Source organism: Candidatus Nitrosopumilus sp. bin_32a, assembly GCF_054095935.1.
The window spans coordinates 119,991-138,886 of sequence record NZ_JBSWSN010000001.1 but is presented as its reverse complement, the minus strand read 5'-3'; the positions used below and the strand labels follow the sequence as shown (position 1 = coordinate 138,886).

The 18,896-nt window shown below is 34.5% G+C and carries 27 protein-coding genes and 2 tRNA genes; 13 read left to right on the top strand and 16 right to left on the bottom strand.

Annotated features, from left to right (window positions below):
- Positions 1 to 63 precede the first annotated feature (63 nt).
- Positions 64 to 945, top strand: a complete 882-nt coding sequence (locus ACW9XH_RS00775; RefSeq protein ID WP_457758779.1) for a radical SAM protein — start codon at positions 64 to 66, stop codon at positions 943 to 945.
- Here ACW9XH_RS00775 and ACW9XH_RS00770 read toward each other — a convergent pair.
- Genes ACW9XH_RS00770 through ACW9XH_RS00750 form a run of 5 tightly spaced genes read right to left on the bottom strand, consistent with a single transcriptional unit; the run spans position 942 to position 3,077 of the window.
- The gene (locus tag ACW9XH_RS00770) at positions 942 to 1,394 is read right to left on the bottom strand and encodes a hypothetical protein (protein WP_457758748.1); all 453 of its coding nucleotides are present in this window, start codon (positions 1,392 to 1,394) and stop codon (positions 942 to 944) included. The two genes, ACW9XH_RS00775 and ACW9XH_RS00770, sit on opposite strands and share 4 nt — an antisense overlap.
- A gap of 40 nt (positions 1,395 to 1,434) precedes the next feature.
- On the bottom strand, positions 1,435 to 1,686 hold the full coding sequence (locus tag ACW9XH_RS00765; protein ID WP_457758747.1) for a hypothetical protein: 252 nt from the start codon (positions 1,684 to 1,686) through the stop codon (positions 1,435 to 1,437).
- A 40-nt stretch (positions 1,687 to 1,726) separates the two neighbouring features.
- On the bottom strand, positions 1,727 to 1,951 hold the full coding sequence (locus ACW9XH_RS00760) for a thioredoxin family protein (protein ID WP_457758746.1): 225 nt from the start codon (positions 1,949 to 1,951) through the stop codon (positions 1,727 to 1,729).
- Complete coding sequence (locus ACW9XH_RS00755) at positions 1,948 to 2,085, bottom strand: YHS domain-containing protein (RefSeq protein ID WP_457758745.1); 138 nt, start codon at positions 2,083 to 2,085, stop codon at positions 1,948 to 1,950. The genes ACW9XH_RS00760 and ACW9XH_RS00755 overlap by 4 nt, the downstream gene beginning before the upstream one ends.
- Entirely contained in the window at positions 2,082 to 3,077 is a 996-nt protein-coding gene (locus ACW9XH_RS00750; RefSeq protein ID WP_457758744.1) for a cytochrome c biogenesis CcdA family protein, read from the bottom strand. Before ACW9XH_RS00750 ends, ACW9XH_RS00755 begins: the two co-directional genes overlap by 4 nt.
- A 190-nt stretch (positions 3,078 to 3,267) precedes the next feature.
- Between ACW9XH_RS00750 and ACW9XH_RS00745 the strand changes: the two genes are divergently transcribed.
- The 5 genes from ACW9XH_RS00745 (at position 3,268) to ACW9XH_RS00725 (ending at position 5,122) form a co-directional block, all read left to right on the top strand.
- On the top strand, positions 3,268 to 3,534 hold the full coding sequence (locus ACW9XH_RS00745) for a DUF7521 family protein (RefSeq protein ID WP_457758743.1): 267 nt from the start codon (positions 3,268 to 3,270) through the stop codon (positions 3,532 to 3,534).
- Between the two features lies 1 nt (position 3,535).
- Positions 3,536 to 3,877 carry an ArsR/SmtB family transcription factor gene (locus tag ACW9XH_RS00740; protein ID WP_457758742.1) on the top strand — a complete coding sequence of 114 codons (342 nt, stop codon included), beginning with the start codon at positions 3,536 to 3,538 and terminating at the stop codon, positions 3,875 to 3,877.
- A gap of 61 nt (positions 3,878 to 3,938) precedes the next feature.
- Positions 3,939 to 4,343 (top strand): hypothetical protein, encoded by a 405-nt coding sequence (locus tag ACW9XH_RS00735; RefSeq protein ID WP_457758741.1) that lies wholly within the window; start codon positions 3,939 to 3,941, stop codon positions 4,341 to 4,343.
- Positions 4,343 to 4,624 carry a hypothetical protein gene (locus tag ACW9XH_RS00730; RefSeq protein WP_457758740.1) on the top strand — a complete coding sequence of 94 codons (282 nt, stop codon included), beginning with the start codon at positions 4,343 to 4,345 and terminating at the stop codon, positions 4,622 to 4,624. The genes ACW9XH_RS00735 and ACW9XH_RS00730 overlap by 1 nt, the downstream gene beginning before the upstream one ends.
- Before the next feature lie 48 nt (positions 4,625 to 4,672).
- Positions 4,673 to 5,122, top strand: a complete 450-nt coding sequence (locus tag ACW9XH_RS00725; protein WP_457758739.1) for a hypothetical protein — start codon at positions 4,673 to 4,675, stop codon at positions 5,120 to 5,122.
- A gap of 130 nt (positions 5,123 to 5,252) precedes the next feature.
- Here ACW9XH_RS00725 and ACW9XH_RS00720 read toward each other — a convergent pair.
- A tRNA-Val gene (locus ACW9XH_RS00720) sits at positions 5,253 to 5,327 on the bottom strand.
- Between the two features lie 79 nt (positions 5,328 to 5,406).
- Between ACW9XH_RS00720 and ACW9XH_RS00715 the strand changes: the two genes are divergently transcribed.
- Complete coding sequence (locus ACW9XH_RS00715) at positions 5,407 to 6,423, top strand: UDP-N-acetylglucosamine--N-acetylmuramyl-(pentapeptide) pyrophosphoryl-undecaprenol N-acetylglucosamine transferase (protein ID WP_457758738.1); 1,017 nt, start codon at positions 5,407 to 5,409, stop codon at positions 6,421 to 6,423.
- A 45-nt stretch (positions 6,424 to 6,468) separates the two neighbouring features.
- The gene (locus ACW9XH_RS00710; RefSeq protein WP_457758737.1) at positions 6,469 to 7,884 is read left to right on the top strand and encodes an amino acid kinase family protein; all 1,416 of its coding nucleotides are present in this window, start codon (positions 6,469 to 6,471) and stop codon (positions 7,882 to 7,884) included.
- A gap of 149 nt (positions 7,885 to 8,033) precedes the next feature.
- On the opposite strand, the gene ACW9XH_RS00705 is transcribed toward ACW9XH_RS00710, so the two are convergent.
- Positions 8,034 to 8,240, bottom strand: coding sequence for a hypothetical protein (locus ACW9XH_RS00705; protein WP_457758736.1), 207 nt, complete (start codon positions 8,238 to 8,240; stop codon positions 8,034 to 8,036).
- Positions 8,241 to 8,335: 95 nt separating this feature from the next.
- Between ACW9XH_RS00705 and ACW9XH_RS00700 the strand changes: the two genes are divergently transcribed.
- Both ACW9XH_RS00700 and ACW9XH_RS00695 read left to right on the top strand, forming a co-directional pair.
- Entirely contained in the window at positions 8,336 to 9,250 is a 915-nt protein-coding gene (locus ACW9XH_RS00700) for a branched-chain amino acid transaminase (protein ID WP_457758735.1), read from the top strand.
- A 240-nt stretch (positions 9,251 to 9,490) separates the two neighbouring features.
- Positions 9,491 to 10,045 (top strand): class I SAM-dependent methyltransferase, encoded by a 555-nt coding sequence (locus ACW9XH_RS00695; protein ID WP_457758734.1) that lies wholly within the window; start codon positions 9,491 to 9,493, stop codon positions 10,043 to 10,045.
- Between the two features lie 2 nt (positions 10,046 to 10,047).
- On the opposite strand, the gene ACW9XH_RS00690 is transcribed toward ACW9XH_RS00695, so the two are convergent.
- A complete protein-coding gene (locus ACW9XH_RS00690; RefSeq protein ID WP_457758733.1) occupies positions 10,048 to 11,844 on the bottom strand; it encodes a sensor histidine kinase in 1,797 nt (598 codons plus the stop codon).
- Positions 11,845 to 12,021: 177 nt separating this feature from the next.
- Between ACW9XH_RS00690 and ACW9XH_RS00685 the strand changes: the two genes are divergently transcribed.
- The gene (locus ACW9XH_RS00685; RefSeq protein WP_457758732.1) at positions 12,022 to 12,399 is read left to right on the top strand and encodes a response regulator; all 378 of its coding nucleotides are present in this window, start codon (positions 12,022 to 12,024) and stop codon (positions 12,397 to 12,399) included.
- Between the two features lie 37 nt (positions 12,400 to 12,436).
- Here ACW9XH_RS00685 and ACW9XH_RS00680 read toward each other — a convergent pair.
- Both ACW9XH_RS00680 and ACW9XH_RS00675 read right to left on the bottom strand, forming a co-directional pair.
- A tRNA-Lys gene (locus tag ACW9XH_RS00680) sits at positions 12,437 to 12,510 on the bottom strand.
- A 59-nt stretch (positions 12,511 to 12,569) separates the two neighbouring features.
- Positions 12,570 to 13,172, bottom strand: coding sequence for an SRPBCC family protein (locus ACW9XH_RS00675; RefSeq protein WP_457758731.1), 603 nt, complete (start codon positions 13,170 to 13,172; stop codon positions 12,570 to 12,572).
- 97 nt (positions 13,173 to 13,269) lie between these two features.
- Between ACW9XH_RS00675 and ACW9XH_RS00670 the strand changes: the two genes are divergently transcribed.
- Complete coding sequence (locus ACW9XH_RS00670; protein WP_457758730.1) at positions 13,270 to 13,794, top strand: hypothetical protein; 525 nt, start codon at positions 13,270 to 13,272, stop codon at positions 13,792 to 13,794.
- Here ACW9XH_RS00670 and ACW9XH_RS00665 read toward each other — a convergent pair.
- Genes ACW9XH_RS00665 through ACW9XH_RS00640 form a run of 6 tightly spaced genes read right to left on the bottom strand, consistent with a single transcriptional unit; the run spans position 13,784 to position 18,162 of the window.
- Positions 13,784 to 14,227, bottom strand: coding sequence for a COX15/CtaA family protein (locus tag ACW9XH_RS00665; protein ID WP_457758729.1), 444 nt, complete (start codon positions 14,225 to 14,227; stop codon positions 13,784 to 13,786). The genes ACW9XH_RS00670 and ACW9XH_RS00665 overlap by 11 nt on opposite strands.
- 7 nt (positions 14,228 to 14,234) lie before the next feature.
- Positions 14,235 to 15,200: a plastocyanin/azurin family copper-binding protein gene (locus tag ACW9XH_RS00660; RefSeq protein WP_457758728.1), complete on the bottom strand. Its 966-nt coding sequence runs from the start codon at positions 15,198 to 15,200 to the stop codon at positions 14,235 to 14,237.
- 12 nt (positions 15,201 to 15,212) lie between these two features.
- A complete protein-coding gene (locus ACW9XH_RS00655) occupies positions 15,213 to 16,739 on the bottom strand; it encodes a cytochrome c oxidase subunit I (RefSeq protein ID WP_457758727.1) in 1,527 nt (508 codons plus the stop codon).
- A 49-nt stretch (positions 16,740 to 16,788) separates the two neighbouring features.
- The gene (locus ACW9XH_RS00650; protein ID WP_457758726.1) at positions 16,789 to 17,220 is read right to left on the bottom strand and encodes a cupredoxin domain-containing protein; all 432 of its coding nucleotides are present in this window, start codon (positions 17,218 to 17,220) and stop codon (positions 16,789 to 16,791) included.
- Positions 17,221 to 17,222: 2 nt separating this feature from the next.
- Positions 17,223 to 17,483, bottom strand: coding sequence for a heme transporter CcmC (locus ACW9XH_RS00645; protein WP_457758725.1), 261 nt, complete (start codon positions 17,481 to 17,483; stop codon positions 17,223 to 17,225).
- 55 nt (positions 17,484 to 17,538) lie between these two features.
- A complete protein-coding gene (locus ACW9XH_RS00640) occupies positions 17,539 to 18,162 on the bottom strand; it encodes a histidine phosphatase family protein (protein WP_457758724.1) in 624 nt (207 codons plus the stop codon).
- A 50-nt stretch (positions 18,163 to 18,212) separates the two neighbouring features.
- On the opposite strand from ACW9XH_RS00640, the gene npdG reads away from it, so the two are divergent.
- Positions 18,213 to 18,884 carry an NADPH-dependent F420 reductase gene (gene npdG / locus ACW9XH_RS00635; protein WP_457758723.1) on the top strand — a complete coding sequence of 224 codons (672 nt, stop codon included), beginning with the start codon at positions 18,213 to 18,215 and terminating at the stop codon, positions 18,882 to 18,884.
- The last annotated feature ends 12 nt before the right edge of the window (positions 18,885 to 18,896 follow it).

Here is an 18,896-nt window from a genome sequence, read left to right as displayed (position 1 = left end):
CTGAGACACACAATAGTAGAAAGTATAAAAAACATAATCAGTCAAATTTGAATGAACAAAAAAATGATGTTAAATTATGATGCGCCATTATACAGACCGCCCTCAGAAGCTAGATCATTAATTTTTCAAGTAACATTAGGTTGTTCATTTAATGAATGCTCATTTTGTGATATGTATAGATCAAAAGAATATTCTGAAAGAAAATGGGAAGATGTAAAGGCAGAAATTGACATGATGGCAGGATATCTACCCGATACTAGAAGAGTATTTCTTGCAGATGGTGATGCATTAAATCTTGATTCAGAATATATGATTAAAATTGTAAAATACATTAGAGAAAAATTTCAAAACATTGAAAGAATTTCTTGTTATGCAATGCCTATGAACATTCTAAAGAAAACATCTGAAGAACTAAAAAAAATGAATGAGGCAGGACTAGACATGTTCTACCTAGGAATTGAAAGTGGTTCCGACATTGTACTAAAAAAAGTGACAAAAGGAGCAATTGCAAAAACAATTATCAAATCTGTCAACAAGGCAAAAGAAGCAGGATATGTAATGTCATGCATGGTAATTTTGGGATTGGGTGGAAAGAAATATTCTAAAGATCATATCAAAGGGACTGCAGAAGTGATCAGTGCTTGCTCACCACATTATGTAGGTGCACTAACTCTCTATTTAGAAAATGGAATCAAACAAGAATTTATCGACAAGTACGAAGGGGAATTTATCAGAATAGATGATGATGAATCATTAGAAGAGCTATATGATTTGGTTAATCAAATTGAAACAAAAGAAGAGATCGTATTCAGAGTAAATCACGGTTCTAATGCATATACAGTAAAGGGTACTTTTCCTCAAGACAAGCAAGAGATGTTAGAAAAAGTTGAATGGATGAAACAGCATCCAGAGACAGTACGCCCAGAAGGACTACGAGGATTCTAAATTAGACTTTCTTGATACATGTACACTACTTTGAAGATTTTTACTGAATAATCACCATCAAAGATTTTGCTAGTTACACCATTTTCAGAGCTCAATACTCTAAACTTGTACTCGTAATTGCCATCTGAACTTACATCAGTCTGAGCAAAATGAACAGCGTCATTTTCTTTGAATATTTGAATTATTACTGGATAACCTTCAACATGATTTGCAATCTTTCCTTCAACAAATGCCCAAGGTAAAGTATTGTCCTCAGAAGAATGGAAAAAGATTGTCGACTTTTCAAGACCGATAATTCCAGTTAATGGAATAATTTCAGTTTGAGGTTCATGAGTATGACCGTTGATTAGAACTTGACCAGAATGAGGATGTGCAAAGGCAAAATCTACTGAAAATGGTAAAAGGAGAGTCAATGTCAAAATACTAGAAAATAAAATAAACTTGTTCATATCAAGAACTAACAGGATAGGGATTTAAGAATTTTTCAGATTAAATATCATCAATTATTGACTTGAGATTTTCTGGCAGTTCTGGTAGTTCAGTGTGACTCTCATTGTTTTGAAGATTTTCAGGCCCAATTCGTCTAACTCGTTGAGTTCCAAGAAGAGTATCAATATTTCTTTGAATATCTTTTTCAGATAATATGTTCTTTAGTTTTTCAGTGACAATATTTTCATTTTCATATTTTTTTATTCCATATTGAACAAGGATAGTTTTTTCCTCAGATGAAAATTCAGTCATATGGAGTTATTAATTTTTACAGAGTAAAAAACATTGTTAGTTATTTGGAAAGTTTCTTTTCAAGTTCATCAATTTTTGGAATGCCAGTAAATTCTAATTTCCCATTAATTACTAGACCTGGAGCAATAAAAATGGGGTATTTTTCTAAATATTCTGGATTTTCTGTAACATCAATCAAATCATATGATACCTCAAGTTTGTCTAACATTCTTTCTAAGACCTTACAGTTTGAACAGCCAGGAGTAGTTAGAACTTGAACTTTCATGATTCTAAAAATTGATCAGGATTTTGTTCAAATGCCCACCTACATGATGCACAACAAAATCGATATTCTTTGTCTTTATGCATTAATGATTCTCCTTTCTCTCCAATTTCCATTCCACAGACAGGATCTTTCATGTACATACATTTCGTTTTTTCTTGCTAAAATACCAAACTATTGGAAATATAATCAAGCCTACAAATAAAATAGGCACAATATCTTCAGGTATTTCTGATACATGTTCATGTTCATGTTCACCAACATGAAACTCTGGAGGAAGTAAAGTGGTAGAAACAAGATTATTCCATCCAGTATGGATAATTGTACTTTCATACCACTCATGACCGCCAGGAATTCCATTAATAATTAAAAATGCACCAATAACAATTAACATCCAACCAGTTAGATGTTCAATTCGTTGACGGTTTACAGTGATACCCTTTGTCGCATTTATTCCAACAATAGCAAGAACAGATAATAAAATTAAAGGAATTGCACGACCGACTCCATGTACTGCTCCTAAGCTTGCGCCAATTTCCATACTTCCACTTCCTGCAACATAGATCAAAAGCCAATAAAACATAGGGTTGGGGCATCCAACTCCAGCATTACCTAAAAGCAATCCCATGAAAAAAGATTTTGGATAGTCACCTCTATTCTGAATAAATTTTGGAGTTCCAGAATAAGATGGAAGTTTTATCTCAAATAGTTTGAGTTGTGATAAACCAAAAACAAATGCTGCAATACCAGCGATTAAAAACATGTAAACAGAAATTTGATCTAAATCTGCTGTCTGACCTAAAGTGCCGATTCCAAATCCGTAAAGTGTAATTGTGATTGTTAACCCGGTACCAAAAAGCAATGCCATTGCAAGTCCCTTCTTTCCTCCTTTTCCCATACTGAGTGGAATAATTATGAAAACAAGGGGTAAAGTGCATGGGAGAATAATCATAGATAGTCCAGCGAGATATGAAATTACCAACCAAGACGGATAGGATAATTCTTGTCCTGCACTAACTGCGATTGTATTTGTCGCAGCGAAAATTCCACCTAGAAATATTAGTGAAAATAAAATGAATAGGGTAATAATCAGAAATTTTTTTGTCGTAACTTGTTCAGACACAATCATGTTTGATGAGTCGAATATTTAATTAAAATAGAATTTTTGAGGTTAAAAATGGGCCCACGGGGATTCACCCACTGTTTTGGGGATAAAATGAGACGCAAATAGGCATGAAATTATTCATCTAATTCAAAAGGATTCCCAAATTCTGAGAATGACAGTTACATATTATATCTAAAATTACCTTATTACAACAATGGAAGAATCAGTCATACATTATGCATTTCTTGTAGTTCATCTGATAGTAGGATTTGCGTTAGTCTACATAGCTATGAAGGCGTTTAAGAAAACAAAGTATCCTCCCATGGCATTACTGGCAGCAGGTTTTTCATTAATTGTGATTGGAGATACGGTTTTAGGAGATATTTTATCATTTTTAGAACACGATATTCTTGAAACAATTGAAGAAAGTATAGAGATTGCAGGCTTTATTGTACTGATCTTGGCTGTTAAACGAAGCTGAAATGAAAGAGACTGACGAGATAATTGCAATATTGTCTGATGAGCAAAGCAGGGAAATAATCAGTTTACTTTCAAAAACAGAACTGACCATTCAACAAGTATCTAACCTTCTGAACATCCCCCAATCAACTGCATACAGAAAGATACGAAAATTAGAAGAGCTAAAAATTGTCAAAAAGACCAAAGTGGTCAGGACTCTTGAAGGTCAGGATGAGAGTTATTACAAAAACTGGACTTTTCAAATCAATGTAACGTTTAGGGACGGAGAGCTTTCCTACAGTCTAGAACATGTGAAGATGGAAGACAAGATTGTAAGGCTCTGGCAAAAGTTTTCAGAAAAATAGCCCATTCCCAAAAAATGAGAACGATAGTGACGCATTAAATGCACTTTGACGTATAAGATGTATGAATAAATCAATTATTGGAATAGTTGTAGGTTTGATGATAGCAACTTCTGCAGTGTATTTTGTAGAAACCTCAGAAGAACTATTTGAAGAACAAGACATGGTAAAAGGACCATTCTTTCTAATTGTTGCAGTTGCATATCTTCCAGTTGCATATTTGATGTTAAAGAAACAAAGTACGTTACCACACATAGTTGCAATTGCAGGAACAGTTGGAATCATGGCACTGTATGCAGTTACTAGAACAGACATGGCAATGGTGTTTGGGATGGAGGCAGGAAGTATAGGACATCTAGGAATGGTATCAAAAGTACTTCAGGCAGGAATTGTTTTAGGTTCAGTTCTAACACTTGTACAAGCAAGAAAAGAGTCATGGCTCAAACCAAAACTTGAGGAGGTCAAATAATGACCAAACTCTCTTTGTTTTTGACATTGCTTCTTGCAATCACAGTAACTACAGTTCCTGTATTTGCGGATGAAGACGATGATGATGACGATGAAAGAATTGGATTTGGGGAAAGAGAAGATGACGAACGTGAAGACGATGACGATGATGAAGGAATCGGACTAGGGAGCGGAATGTCTGACATGGTTCTATATGTCACAATATCTGCAATTGCGGGAACCATTGGTTATACTGGATTCAAAATCATCAGTGCAAAAAAACCAAAACTGGTAAAAGAATAGGAGATACAAATGAGAAACAGGTATCTTTTCCTAATTTTTCTTCTTTTTTTGATTCCATCACAAGCTTTTGCTGACGATGATAATGATGCAATTGAAGATTTAGGATGGGTTGCAATTGGAGCAGGAGTAATTGCAAATGTTCCATTTATTGCATTTAACAAAGTAAGAAAATTTGCCGTAAAGGCAGGAGGTTCAACTGTTCAGATAGCAAGACAGATGGCACCATCATACAAGCCTATTTTGAATTTCCACATTATTCTAAACTCTATTGGGTATTTTGCAGGGATGCTTCACGGATTATTGCTATCTAGTAATTTAGAGTCAATTTCGCTGTCCCTTGCAATAGTAATGACTGTGCTGATGATCAGCGGGGTTTTGTTGAGATACACTTCATCAAGAAATGCTAAAATGTTCAACAGGTTATTGCATGGACAATTCGGGTTGGTGATTTTGCTAGTTGCATTAATTGCCTTACATGTGCTAACTGCAGACGACTAATTCTGTTTTAGATATACAAAATGAATCCTTAAAGGCTTGAACTATTTTTGGAAATAAAATAGATTCATCTTTGTAAAAACTAAAAATTCATCATTCTTTTTGGGCCCAGCCCCCAAATTGGGTACAAAAATGGGCCCACGGGGATTTGAACCCCGGATCTTCGCCGTGTAAGGGCGACGTCATAACCGACCTGGACTATGAGCCCAGAAACCTACCTTTGTAAAAACCATTTAAACTTTGAGACAAGAGAAAATCTAGAAATTTGATAAAAAATCAAGAAAATCATGAAGGATTATAGTTTTTTTTCCAGTCCAATTGGATTGGGTCATGTAACACGAGATATTGCAATTGTAAATAATTTTGAAAATGTTTCAACAAACTTTGTCACTGGTAGTGGCGCTGCAAAAATCCTAAAAAAACTAGATTATAAAGTACAAGATGTATACAATCCACCATCTTTCATTATTGAAAATGGAACTTTAAAGAATCCAGCAAAGTGGTTATGGAATTATTATCAATATTACAGAGATTGTAAAAATATTTCACAGAAAATCATTGAAAAAAACAAACCAGATTTAGTAATCAGTGATGAGGATTTTGCATCATTAGCTGTTGCACAGGAGATGAAAATGCCAACAATTTTAATTACTGATGTGTTGGAAACTCATTTCACTAAAGGAATAGCATCTTTTGTTGAAAAAAAGATGAATAAATCAATGCAAGGAATTATTGAAAAATGCGACATTGTGATTATTCCTGAAAATGGTGATAGTCAAGACAATATCAAAAGAGTCGGTCCCATAGTAAGACAAACAGATCTAACAAGGAATGAATTAAGAAAGAAATTTTCTTTTGAAAAAAATACCATAGTCGTATCCATGGGGGGTACTGATGCAGGATTATTTCTAATTGAGAAAGTATTGGGCATTATTTCAAAAATTGATCAAGACATTGAAATTATTTTAGTAACAGGTCCAGCAGTAAACAGAAAATTTGAAAATGTGAAAAATTTGGGATTTGTGGATAACTTACATGAATTAATTTTTGCAGCAGATTTGATTATTTCGTTGGCTGGAAAATCAACAATAGATGAGGCTAATGCTTATGGAACACCTGGAATTTTTATACCAATCAAAGGACATTTTGAGCAAGAGGATAATGCAAAAGAGCAAGGATTTGTATTTGAAGACATTGACAGATTAAAAGAATTAATTCTAGAAAAACTTGAAACAAAAAGAAATCCAAGTAATAGAGAAGGTGCTAAAGTGGCATCAAAGATTATTCAAAAATTGATGAATTAGCAATCAAATGCTTAATAGAAGGCAAATTGGATTTGATAAAATACTATGACTAATCTAATAGTTGCCAAATTTGGTGGTAGTGCAATCGGCCCAAATGGTGAAACCATTCCAAAAATTATTCAACGAATAAGTAATTTGAAAGTAAATTCCAAAGTTATTGCAGTTTTTTCAGCACCGCTAACAATTCATAATGAAAAAAAGCGCTCATTGACGGATATAATTTTAGAGCAGGGCAAAAATGCCGAAAACGGAATAGCACCGTCATTAGATATTGTAAAGTCAACTTATCAAAAAATTCTTGAAATGGTTGATGATAAAAATAAGGAAAATTGTAAAAAAACTATTGATTTTCATCTAGAAAAAGCACAAAAAGCACTGGATGAGGCATTGAAAGATAAAGAATTTGCAAATGAGACAAGATCCCAAGCACTGGCATTTTCAGGTGAAATTTTAATGTCACATGTAATGAACCACATTCTAAGAAGTAACAACATCATATCTGAAGCAGTTGAATTTGAGAATTGGCCAATTATTACTGATAACAATATTGAATTTACAAATTTTCTCATAGGAGAATCTAGAGAAAAAATAGGCAAGACTGCAGAGTTGCTAGAAAAAAATGAAGTAGTGGCAATTGGCGGGTTTATTGGAAAAACGGTAGATGGTATTACTACCACATATGAGCGTGGAGGCTCAGATAGAACTGCAGCTGATCTAGGAATATTATTTCATAAGAAATATGAAACTAGCATAGACTTTGAAAAAGATAGTGCGGTGGTTTCAGCAGATCCAAAAATAGTAGACTCTGAATTAAGAGAGATTATTCAATTGTCATACAATGAGGCAAGACTTGCAGGAATGTTTGGTATGAAGATTTTAGATCCTATTGCAATAAAAGAAATTGTAGAAAATGGTGTAGACATGCCAATCACAATTACCAATATGAAGAATCCAGAAAAAATTACTACAATAAAAAGAAGTTTGGAGGAGCAAAAAGGACATCCGATAAAAATAGTAACAGGAAAAGAAAATTGTGCTATTTTTAGAATTGAAACTAGTTGTATTCAAAAATTATTAACATCATTAGAAAAAGACAAACATTACAGTGAATTTGTCATCCTATCACCATTTACAAAAGACGGTCTTGAATTTTCTAGAATATTATTTTTAGATGGAGAATATGTTAAAAGAAATGAAAAATATCTCTTAGGATTTGATTCACTTGCCACAATTACATACAACCGAGGAGTCATTACACTGATTGGAGATGAGATGTGGAGAGTTCAGCAAGTAGTTTCTAGAACTAGTGCAAAGATTGGTGAATCAGGATTAAACATATTGAACATAGATGCACAAGAAGAGACTTCAAGAATAATTATTGTTATAGAAGATTCAGATAACAACATTACAAAAGCTATTAAAACAATTCACCAAGAAATTTCAAAGATCAATTTTATTTAATTAAAGAGTGGAGTTACGGGATTTCTCCTGTAAACGCACTCATGGGTTTATTCTTGGACCTTTATCTAGAGTTAGTCCGGCGTTACCCAAAACACGCGATACTATATGTTACAATTTCTAGTATTTAGACCTGATCTATATAGATCTGTTCACATACGCTCAGCTGCGTACCACAAAATAATCCCAATACCTAACAAAGCATACCATTTGAAGTTCTTCTTATTCATGAAAATATTGACTGAGCCCAAATTCTCATCTTTGTAAGTGCTTAGACGAATTTTTCTCATTTCAAAAGCCTGGCCAACCAAGCCTATTACCAGACAAACAATTCCTGCAAAACCCAGAATCCATTCCATACTACAAGTTATGATTAATCAGATATGTAGTTTCAGTTGTCAAAATCAACAAAAAAAGATAATTCTTTAAATTAGCATTGATTTTTTGCTCTCCTATGAAAGAAGTTGGTAAAATATGGATGAATGGGAAATTAGTACCATTCAAAGATGCCAAAGTTCATGTTTTAACTCACGCATTACACTATTCGACATCAATTTTTGAAGGAATTAGATGCTACGATACCCCAAATGGATCTGCAATTTTCAGACTGCCAGAACATGTTGATAGATTATTCAAATCTGCAAAATTATATTCAATGAAAATGCAGTTCTCAAAAAAAGTAATTTCAGATGCAATTATTAAAACAGTAAAAGCAGGCGGTCTCAAAGAATCTTACATCAGACCATTAGCATATTATGGATATGGAACAATGGGGTTAACTCCTATTACTAACAAAGTAGATGTTTCAATTTCTTGCTGGGAATGGAAGATGGGTGAATCAAAAGCAGGAAAATTCTCTGGAGCAAAATGTAAAGTATCTAGTTGGATTAAAATTGATTCAAGATCTCAACCAATGCAAGCAAAAGCTGCATCAAACTATGCAAATGCAGCTCTTGCAAGAATGGAGGCATTAGAAAATGGATATGATGAAGCAATCATGTTAAATTCTCAGGGCAAAGTTGCAGAAGGTAGTGCTGAAAATATTTTCATAGTTAAAGACGACATTATTCAAACTCCTCCACTTTCAGCAGGAGGATTAGAGGGAATTACTAGAGATAGTATTATTCAAATCATTGAAGAGAATGGTGGTTTTGTAATTGAACGTGATCTAGAACGAGACGATCTCTATAATGCAGATGAAATTTTCATGACAGGGACTGCAGCTGAAGTAAAGTCTGTAACTCAGATCGACAAAGTGAAAATTGGAAATGGAAAGATGGGCAATGTTACTAAAACAGTACAAAAATCATTTACAGATGTAGTCATGGGTAAAGATGAGAGATTTTTGCCTTGGTTGACGTTTATCTAGATTCATGAAGTTTTTTTACCAGCAATAAGGATTAGAAATTATGGATTCATGCTCTCCTGGAGAAACTCAGGAAATTTGCTGGTTTTGTAGGAAAGGTAGACATGGTGATTGTATGAAAGAAATTCCTACGCAGGGAAAATCAGACGGCCCGCATGATTGCACGTTTGATACAAAGCTTATTCCTTGCAAATGTCAGCACTGAACAATTAGTATCAAATACAGCTTTATTTGAAAAAATTTATGAGTTACAATGAGGAATTTTGGAACAAATATTCTGATGAGAATGAAGCAAGGTATAATGCAGAATTTGCAAAATTTGTCAGAGATTTAGCTACATCATTACGTTGTACAAGTGTTGTAGAAATTGGTTGTGGAACTGGAATTGATTTGAGACTGCTTCCAGATACAATACAGTTTGGAGGAATTGATCTAAATGATCATGCATTAGATATTGCAAAGGAAAAATTACCTATTGGAAATTTCAAAAATGGCACCATAACTGATCTGCCTTTTGAGGATTCATCAATAGATTTTGTGTTTACTCATGGATTAATGAATTATCTAGATGATAAGACATTAGAAAAGGGAGTTGCAGAAATGTTCAGAGTTTCTAGAAAATGGATAATGAATTGTGAAAAATTTGAAGAAATAGAAAAACAGATCGATGAAAACCAAAAATCACGGAACATGCAAAATAGATGGTTAGATTACAAAGTAAAATTTGTCAGTAATGTGGATATGCATGAGGATATAGAGCCAGATAAACCAAGATTTACACTATTAAAAAAACTATAATTTTATTTTGATTGTAGTTTGACTTGTTGGACAGAAAGGATTTTGGGTAGAATTATTGTAAAAGTGGTAGGATTATTGGTTACATTAATTTCTCCTTGATGTTGCTCTACAATATTTTTGCAGCTTGCTAAACCAAGACCAGTTCCCTTTTGTTTAGTTGTAAATAATGGCTCAAATATTTTATTCATATTTGTTTCAGGAATACCTTCTCCTGAATCAATGAATTGTAATATTGCCAAGTTATCTTTGGAAGATATTTTAATTTCAATTTTCCCACCATCAGGCATTGCTTGAATTGAATTAACTATTAGATTGATAAATACCGCATCTAGTTTAATCACGTCACAGTCAATGTTTAAATCATTTTTGGAGACTACAACATTTACATCGTTTGGGATGTTTACTTTGTCCAAAGAGTTTTGAACGAGTTCTCTTAGTGAAACATTAGTCAAATTTAGAGGAGAATTTCTAACATAGCCTAAAACATCATCTACTTGATGAGAAATTCTATCAATGCTTTTTTCAATCAAATCAATACGCTTTGTAACAGTTTCATCAGATAATTTTGAGTCAGCTGGAGATTGTTTTAGTAAATCTATAGACATTTTCATTACAGACAATGGATTTCTCAAGTCATGTGCAAGACGGCCAGATAATTCACCTATTGCAGATAATCGTTCAGATTTTAAAATTTCACCAGTTTTCTCTTCTACAAGATTTTCAAGGTTATCTCTTTGAGCAATTAATTCAGTGGTTCTCATTTTAACTAGACGTGAAAGATTTTTGTTGATGGTGATTACTATTACTGCAAAAACTGCCATCATTGCTACAACTCCAAGCATTAGACTTTGAGTAGAAAGAGATTCATCGGACTCTACAAATATTGCATTAACTAATGAAATCAAAATTACCATACAGACAATTGCCAAGGTTAATGGAATTCCAAATCTACTAATCGTATCAAATTGTATATTTTCTGAAAAGAACATTGCTATATTTTGAGAAGATGGAAGATTAGCAACTTTCAATCTAATATGAAATGCAAAAATTAACAAAACAAAACTATAGACATACAGTAGATCAACAGGATGCCCATCATAGTAGGAACCATCTAATTCTGCAAACAAGAAGAATGTGTCTGAAATATTGTAAATAATGAATCCAAATAATACTAACATCCAAGAAAAATTTGCAGATCTTTTTGTAAGATATAATATTCCAACTATAGCTGGAACAACTTGAATTGATGCCATGATAGGGTATGCAAGAGCAATTGATGTAGCAAATGCTTCTTCGCCTTCCATGTCATCATATGCCGCTAATACGGAAGGTACCAAAAATGAAAATGATAAGCCAATTGCAAACATCCAGACTTTTTTATTAGTTGATTTGAGTATAGGGCGTAATGAAATAAACAAAAATGCAATCATGAATGGATATGCACCTACATAGAAAATATCAGCTTCAGATGGGAATGGATCACCTTCCCAAATATGATCATACATTTGCCATATTTGCTCAGCTATAAACCAAAATGCCGCACCAATGGTAAAAACAAAAAATCCTTTAGCTTGGAAATGTTTTTGTTTGTGTAATTTTATTGTAAGAATTGCAGAATATACTGTTAAAATACCAGGAACTATTGCATATGTGGGAATTGAAATCCACATGAATTGTTCATCATCTAGAATAGGTCTTAGTTGATAAATAATTGTAAATCCAAGTAAAGTGCCAACTAATAAAATTAGAGATCGTTTATTATCATTTAATTGCTTGTTGATTAGGTTTTGTTCATTCAATTTTCAATCCTCTTAACATCATATATTTTCCAAAATTTGTAAAATATACGTTATCAGGTAATTTTTTTTGCATTTTCCCTTAAAAACCATTGACTAGAGGAATAGTTAATTTGCCATATGTCACAATTAGAACTTACGTAGTGTTTAATAGTAAAGTATGAAAATAGTATTTTGGGCATGGGTAGGACAGTACTAGTTGTAGAAGACGATGTAGATTTAATTGGAATCTACAAAGAAATTTTAGAAATACATGAATTTGATGTAGATACAGCTGTAAATGGTGAAGAAGGAGTAAAAAAATTCATAGAAAAAAAGCCTTCACTAGTAATTATGGATGGGGATATGCCAGTAATGGATGGGTATCAAGCATTCAAACAAATCAAAGAAATAGATACAAACGCAAATGTTGTTATCGTTACTGGATTTTCAGAATTTGAACCAAAAAGTCAAGAAGCAATCAAAGAAGGGTTGATCAAAGTAATTTCAAAACCGCTTGGGGTTGATGAGTTATTAGAGTTGGCAAGAAAATATACCGAAATTAAAGTAGAAAAATAATTTTATTTACTAGAGTTTTTAATTTTTAAAATTAAAGCGGGTCTAAAGGGATTCGGACCCTTGACAACCGGATTAAGAGTCCGGTGCGCTACCTGGCTGCGCCATAGACCCACCGAAATTGATAAGCCTAGAGTTGTTATTAATCTTAAGATTTTAAAATAAATGAAAATTTAGTTTTGTGCTTTAGCTTCAATTTCATTGTACTTTTCAATGATTGCAGTAAGTGCAGTTGAAACTGGAACATCATTCATCTTTTTCTTTTCGGCTAAAAGTTTCTGGTATGCATCCAATGTAATGTATACTGGAATTGAACCGTTTCCTTCTAGTAATCCTCTAACGTTGTATAGAGCAGTTTCCATTCCTCTCTCAGCAGATTTTGCAAACTTTGCTTTATCCAAAATTGCTCCTAAAGGACCAAATGGCATGTCATAGTCTACGGACATGGTTACTCTTGTAAGATTATTACCTAATGCCTTGAATTCGTTGGTAATTTGCCAGTTCTTGAAAGGACCTTCAATTTGCTTGGCAGTGATTTTTTCATTTCTGATGAATTCAGTTGTTTCACAATCCCACTCTAAACGTTTACCGCTAAAGTCACCGATAATTCTAAAAGTTGTTCCAACACCCATTCCTTCTTTGATATCCATAGGAATCACTGTCATACCTACTGTGTCATTTTTGATTTGATCAGAAACATGTTCTGGTCTTGCAAAGTAGGTAAAAACATTCTCTACTGGTGTTTTAATATCGATTGATTTTGTTACGAGGGTCAACGATTGAGTTTCTTGCCAATAAGGATTTAAAGGTTTTGAAGATTTTCCTTCCAGAATTGATTTACAATATATTCGTCTAGTTTACACGGTATTTTAAATGGCTAAAAAGCGATCAGTTTTCTTAATCTTTGTTTTGCTTTTTTCAGCATATTCAGGATTTGGTTCTGCATACGCTCATTCTATGTTTAATTCTGCTGAGCAGTCATATGGCGGATATAGAGTCCAAGTAGCCACAGCACCAGAATTTCCACAGATTGATGAACCATCGCAATTTCTCATCAAGGTGACAAAGGGATTTGACTATGAGGATGTTGAAGATTTCACCATGGGAATCAGAGTATACTATAATGAACAGCAAGTAGATGCAATTCCACCAACTGTAGTTGAAGGATCTCATTGGGATTTTGACTATGTTTGGAGAAACATAGGGAATCACATAGTCAGAGTTGATTTATACGACATGGAAGGTTCTGATGGAATTCTGACTTATACATTTAACATGGGAACACAGAGCCCATTTGGATATCTATTCATTGGTGCAATTACTACCGGTGCTTTTGTATTTGTAGGAGTGATGTTGTACATCTATCTACCAAAAATATTAAAAAAATCTAAGCAGTGATTGATTTTGAAGATTTTGCAATTCTAAATGCAAATAATGTGGTCAATAATACCATAGCAAATAACCAGATTCCAATTCCCAAGTGAATTGCAACTAGTACAGCATGCAATTTTGTGTCAATTACCAAAGCACCAAGCGTAATTTGGGTAATTACTAACCCTGTTGCAAGGGAACTTGTAATTTTAATTTTTAAGTCTGCATTCTTGTTGATTAAACTTGCAACCATAGTTGCAATTACCAATACCCCAGTAGTTGCAGCAGTTGTTCTATGAACCCATTCAACAAGATATTCTTCAGAAGGCATTATTCCATTAGGACATAGAGGCCATTCAGGACAAGTCAATCCAAGTCCTGCTGCTGAAATATATCCACCAATAAACATCAGCGAATACAAAACAATCATTGTTGTTAATGCAAGATATTGAATGGCCAAAATTTTTCTATTCTACTGTAACAATACCAATCATCCAAGGATGAACCATGCAAAAGTACGGATATTCACCTGCTTCATCTAATGTAACTGAGAATGTACCACCTGCCATAAACAAACTACTATCAAATAATCCATCTGGACCATCTGCGGGGGTTCCACTTGTAACTGTGTGAGCTGCTGAGTCATCATTTGACCAAGTAATTTCTTCGCCTACTGAAACCGTAACATGATATGGAATATAGCATTCATTTGTTTCATCACATCCAGGTACACCAGATCCTTCTGGGAGAGAAATTGTACCATCAAATGCTACAGGTTCTGGTGCCATTACTTCTTCCATTACTTCTGGTTCTGTAACTTCTTCCATTACCTCTGGTTCTGGCACAGATTCCATTACTTCTTCTTCAACTGAAACATCACCTACAAGGATTTTACCAACCATTCCTTGTTCTCTATGACCAGGAACAGTACAAATGTAATAGTAAACTCCTTCCTCACCTGCAATAAACTCTGATGTTCCACTTTCACCAGGTTTTAATGGGTTTGATGCTGTTGCAACTTCACTTCCTGCTATAACTCCTCCAAAACCTTCATCATTTTGAGTAACACCAAATGAGTGGAATGATTTTCCAGCATTATCAACATTAAAAATTACTTTATCTCCAACTTCCATGTTGATTGATGGGTTGTTATCTGGTTCTCCAGGTAATGCATTAAATGCCAAAGTCCTAAAGTCTGATGATTCAATAAAGTGCAAATCTTGTGTAATAGTAGCACCAGTATGTACAGCTGCTGCACCATGATCATCACCACCTGCCATCATTGCTACAACAGGGGCTGGTTGTGAAATCCAATAGTCCCACATTCCAAAGAAGATTGCTCCACCAACAATGCAGATACCCAACATGATTATCATCATTTTTCCAGTTCTTGCTGGAGTTGTTCTGTAAACTTGGGAATTATCGTGACTCATTTCATATATCTCCTAATGTGATGGGTTCTTTGCCTCAAATGGATAGTAGTACTTGCCACCGACTCCAAATGGATCTTCGGTATTTGCAAGTTTTCCTTTTCCAGAACTGTAAATCATGTTTGCTAAGAATATTGCCATACTGACACCAATAATCATGGCACCAACTGTTGCAATTTGGTTCATAGCAATCCATTCTGGGATTGGCGGATAATCGAAAATTCTTCTTGGCATCCCATACAAGCCAAGTACGTGTTGTGTAAAGAATACCAGAACTGTTCCTACAAAGGACATTACAAAGTGAACCTTACCCATTGTTTCATTGTACATTCTTCCAGTTACATATGGGAACATGTAGTATAGGAAACCAATTGAACCAAATGCAATCGTACCCATCACAAAGAGATGGAAGTGTCCTACTACCCAGTATGTATCGTGTGTTGTAAAGTCTAATGGCATGGCAGCATTTGCAACACCGCCTGCACCTGCAGAGAAGAATAATGCAATACCACCAACTGCCCACATCATTGGGGTTGAGAATTTGATTCTACCATTCCACATTGTTGCAACAAAGTTGAACACGTGCATGGCAGATGCTGGAACTGCTGCAAGAGTTCCTACCATGAATACAGTTTTTTCAGTAAATGACATTCCGGTTGCATACATGTGGTGTGCCCATGATGAGAAACCGACAATGGATAACAGAACAAATGCAAAGACGCCGGAGTTGTAGCTGTAAATTGGTTTTCTTGAGAACCTTGGAATAATTTCATACATCATACCGATTGCAGGAATTACCAATACATACACCTCAGGATGGAATGTGAACCAAAACAAGTGTGCATATGCGATTGGATCTCCACCCATTGCAGGATTAAAGAATCCACTTACACCAAGTCTGTCAGTTAGTAACATCAAAAGTGCTGCTGCAAAGGTTGGGATTGCAACAAGAATAATCAAAGATGAAGATAAGAAAGACCATGCTAACAGTGGAACTTGACCAATTGACATGTCAGGATGTTTACATTTTAGAATTGTAACTACAAAATTAATTGCGCCAAGTACTGATGAGATGCCTAGAATTTTTAATCCAAATATCCACATGTCAGCAGCTGGACCAGGTGCACTGATAATAGAATATGGAGGTGTTGCATACCAAGTAAAATCAGCAAAGCCTAACCAGATAAGAGCTCCTGCTGGAGGAATCATCCAAAATGCAATTGCATTGAGTTTTGGATAAGCCATGTCTTTGTATCTTACCATGATTGGGACAAAGTAGTTACCAACTGCAGATGCAAATGGAATGATAAACAAGAAAATTAACGTTGTACCGTGAACTGTGAAAATTCTGTTAAAGGTCATTGCATCACCGATGATTTGTGCGCCAGGTAAGAACAATTCTGCTCTAATTGCAAGAGCCAAGGCACCACCTAAGAACAAGAATGCTAGTGATGTAATTAGGTATAGTAAACCAACATCAGTGTGATGTGTTGAGAACATTATTTGCCAAATTGGACGTGGCTTTTGTAATTCTAGAACCATTAGATAATCTCCTCAGTGTTGGACATTGAAAGTTGTGATAAAAGCGTTGTCAAGCCTTTGGATCCTCCACAATTAAAGTTCCACGCATATTATAGTGAATTAAACCGCAGTATTCTCTGCATTGAATGTCATGAGTTCCTGCATCAGTTGGAGCAAACCATACTGTGTTTACTCTACCAGGAATTGCATCCATCAAAACAACATAATCGTGAATGTTAAATGAATGGTTAACGTCTGTAGAATGAATTTCAAATTTGTAAGCTTTGCCAACTTCAACATGTAGTTCTCCAATTTCTTTAGTACCATCTTCATGTTCAAAAGTCCAGAACCATTGTTGTCCTGTTACAATAATTGTTTCAGCATCTGCTGGAACATGTTCAACAAGTCTTTCTGCTTCCCAAGCTTCTGCTCCAACCCAACACATCAATGCTACTACAACACCGATGTAAATCCATTCTGGCCAGTTAGAGTGTCCAGCCATTATTACCAGTCCGTGCCCTCATATGGAGTTGGTTTTGCTTTTGGATGAGATTCTCTGAATCTCCAGCATTGCCAAATCATTGTTCCAGATACTACTGTACCAACAGTAAATCCGACTGTCATTAATCTATAAAATAGATTCCAAATAACCACTCTACGGTCAAGATATTCTCCTGGCTCATCACCTGCAGCAAATGCTAAATCTACAGCTGGAATTATCATCAAGACTGCCAATACTAAGAATAACCCGACGAATTTCTTCATAGTGATTGAATGACGTGAACTATAATTTCTATTTAAGGGTTTTCAAGATTATTAACTACCAACCCTGATCGAATCGAGAGGGATGCATTACATTAAGTCCTGAAAGGGAGAATTTTTGTTCTTTTTCTCTAAAGATGTTAAGTGAAGCATTTGCGATGATTAATTCAAAGAGATTGGTAGGAGATAGATCCACTATTGTAGATAACATTGCCTTGATTGGATCCATGTGAGTTACAAGGACTACATTTTCATCAGGATGCTTTTCAATAACATGGCTTACAATTCCCAAAACTCGTTTTTTGACTTGATCAAAAGTTTCTACTCCATTATGAGCAATTTCTAATTCACCATTATAGAATTTCATAAAGACATTGCCATGACTGGTAAAAATTTCATCATATGGCATTCCAGTGAATTTTCCCATATCAAGTTCAATTAATCTCTCATCAATGGTAACATCAATTGAATTGTGTTTGCCAACAATTTCTGCAGTATGTTTTGCTCTTTGTATTGGACTGGAATAGATTGCTGATACATTCATGTGTTCAAGTAATTCAGCAGTATGTTCTGCTTGTTTAATTCCAATTTCAGTTAATGGGACTCCTTCTGTTCGTCCAGCTAGAATTCTTTCAGTGTTATTTTTTGCCTGTCCGTGTCTAAGGAAGATAATCTGTCCCAATTTGATCGATTTTCAAATAGAGATAATAATAACATTGTCTGGTATATATCATGAAAATCGGAATTATTGGCGGTACTGGCGGAATGGGTAAAGGTTTTGCTCTAAGATGGTCCCAAAACAATGATGTAATAATTGGTTCCAGGGATGCTGCAAGAGCATCTGAATCAGCTGTAGAATATACAAATCTTGCAAAAGAAGCATTTGGAGAAATTAAAGGAACAATTACTGGAAACGATAATGTTTCAGTTGCAAAAGAAAGTGATGTTTTGATTTTATCAATTCCATATGAGAATATTGATTCTGTATGTTCTGGGATATTATCACAAGTCAAAGACAGTTGTGTTGTTGTGTCTCCAATTGTTCCAATGACAAAAACAGATGTAGGATTTGAGTGCATTTCAATTAAAGAGAACAAACCATTTTCATACAAACTTGTTTCTGAACACATGAGAGATAAATCAAAACTTGTTTCAGCATTTCATGTAATTTCTGAAAAAAAACTAGTCAATCCCACACTGGAATTAGATTACGACATCTTTGTTTGTGGGGATGATAATGATTCAGTGCAAGTAGTAAATGGATTGATTGATGAAATCAAAGGATTAAGAGCGATTTACTTGGGACCAATTGAATTGTCATATCTTGCAGAAATGTCTACTCCATTGTTACTAAATGCAATGATTAGAAACAAGATAAAGAATCCAGGCATCAAAATTATCTAATATCATTTTCAT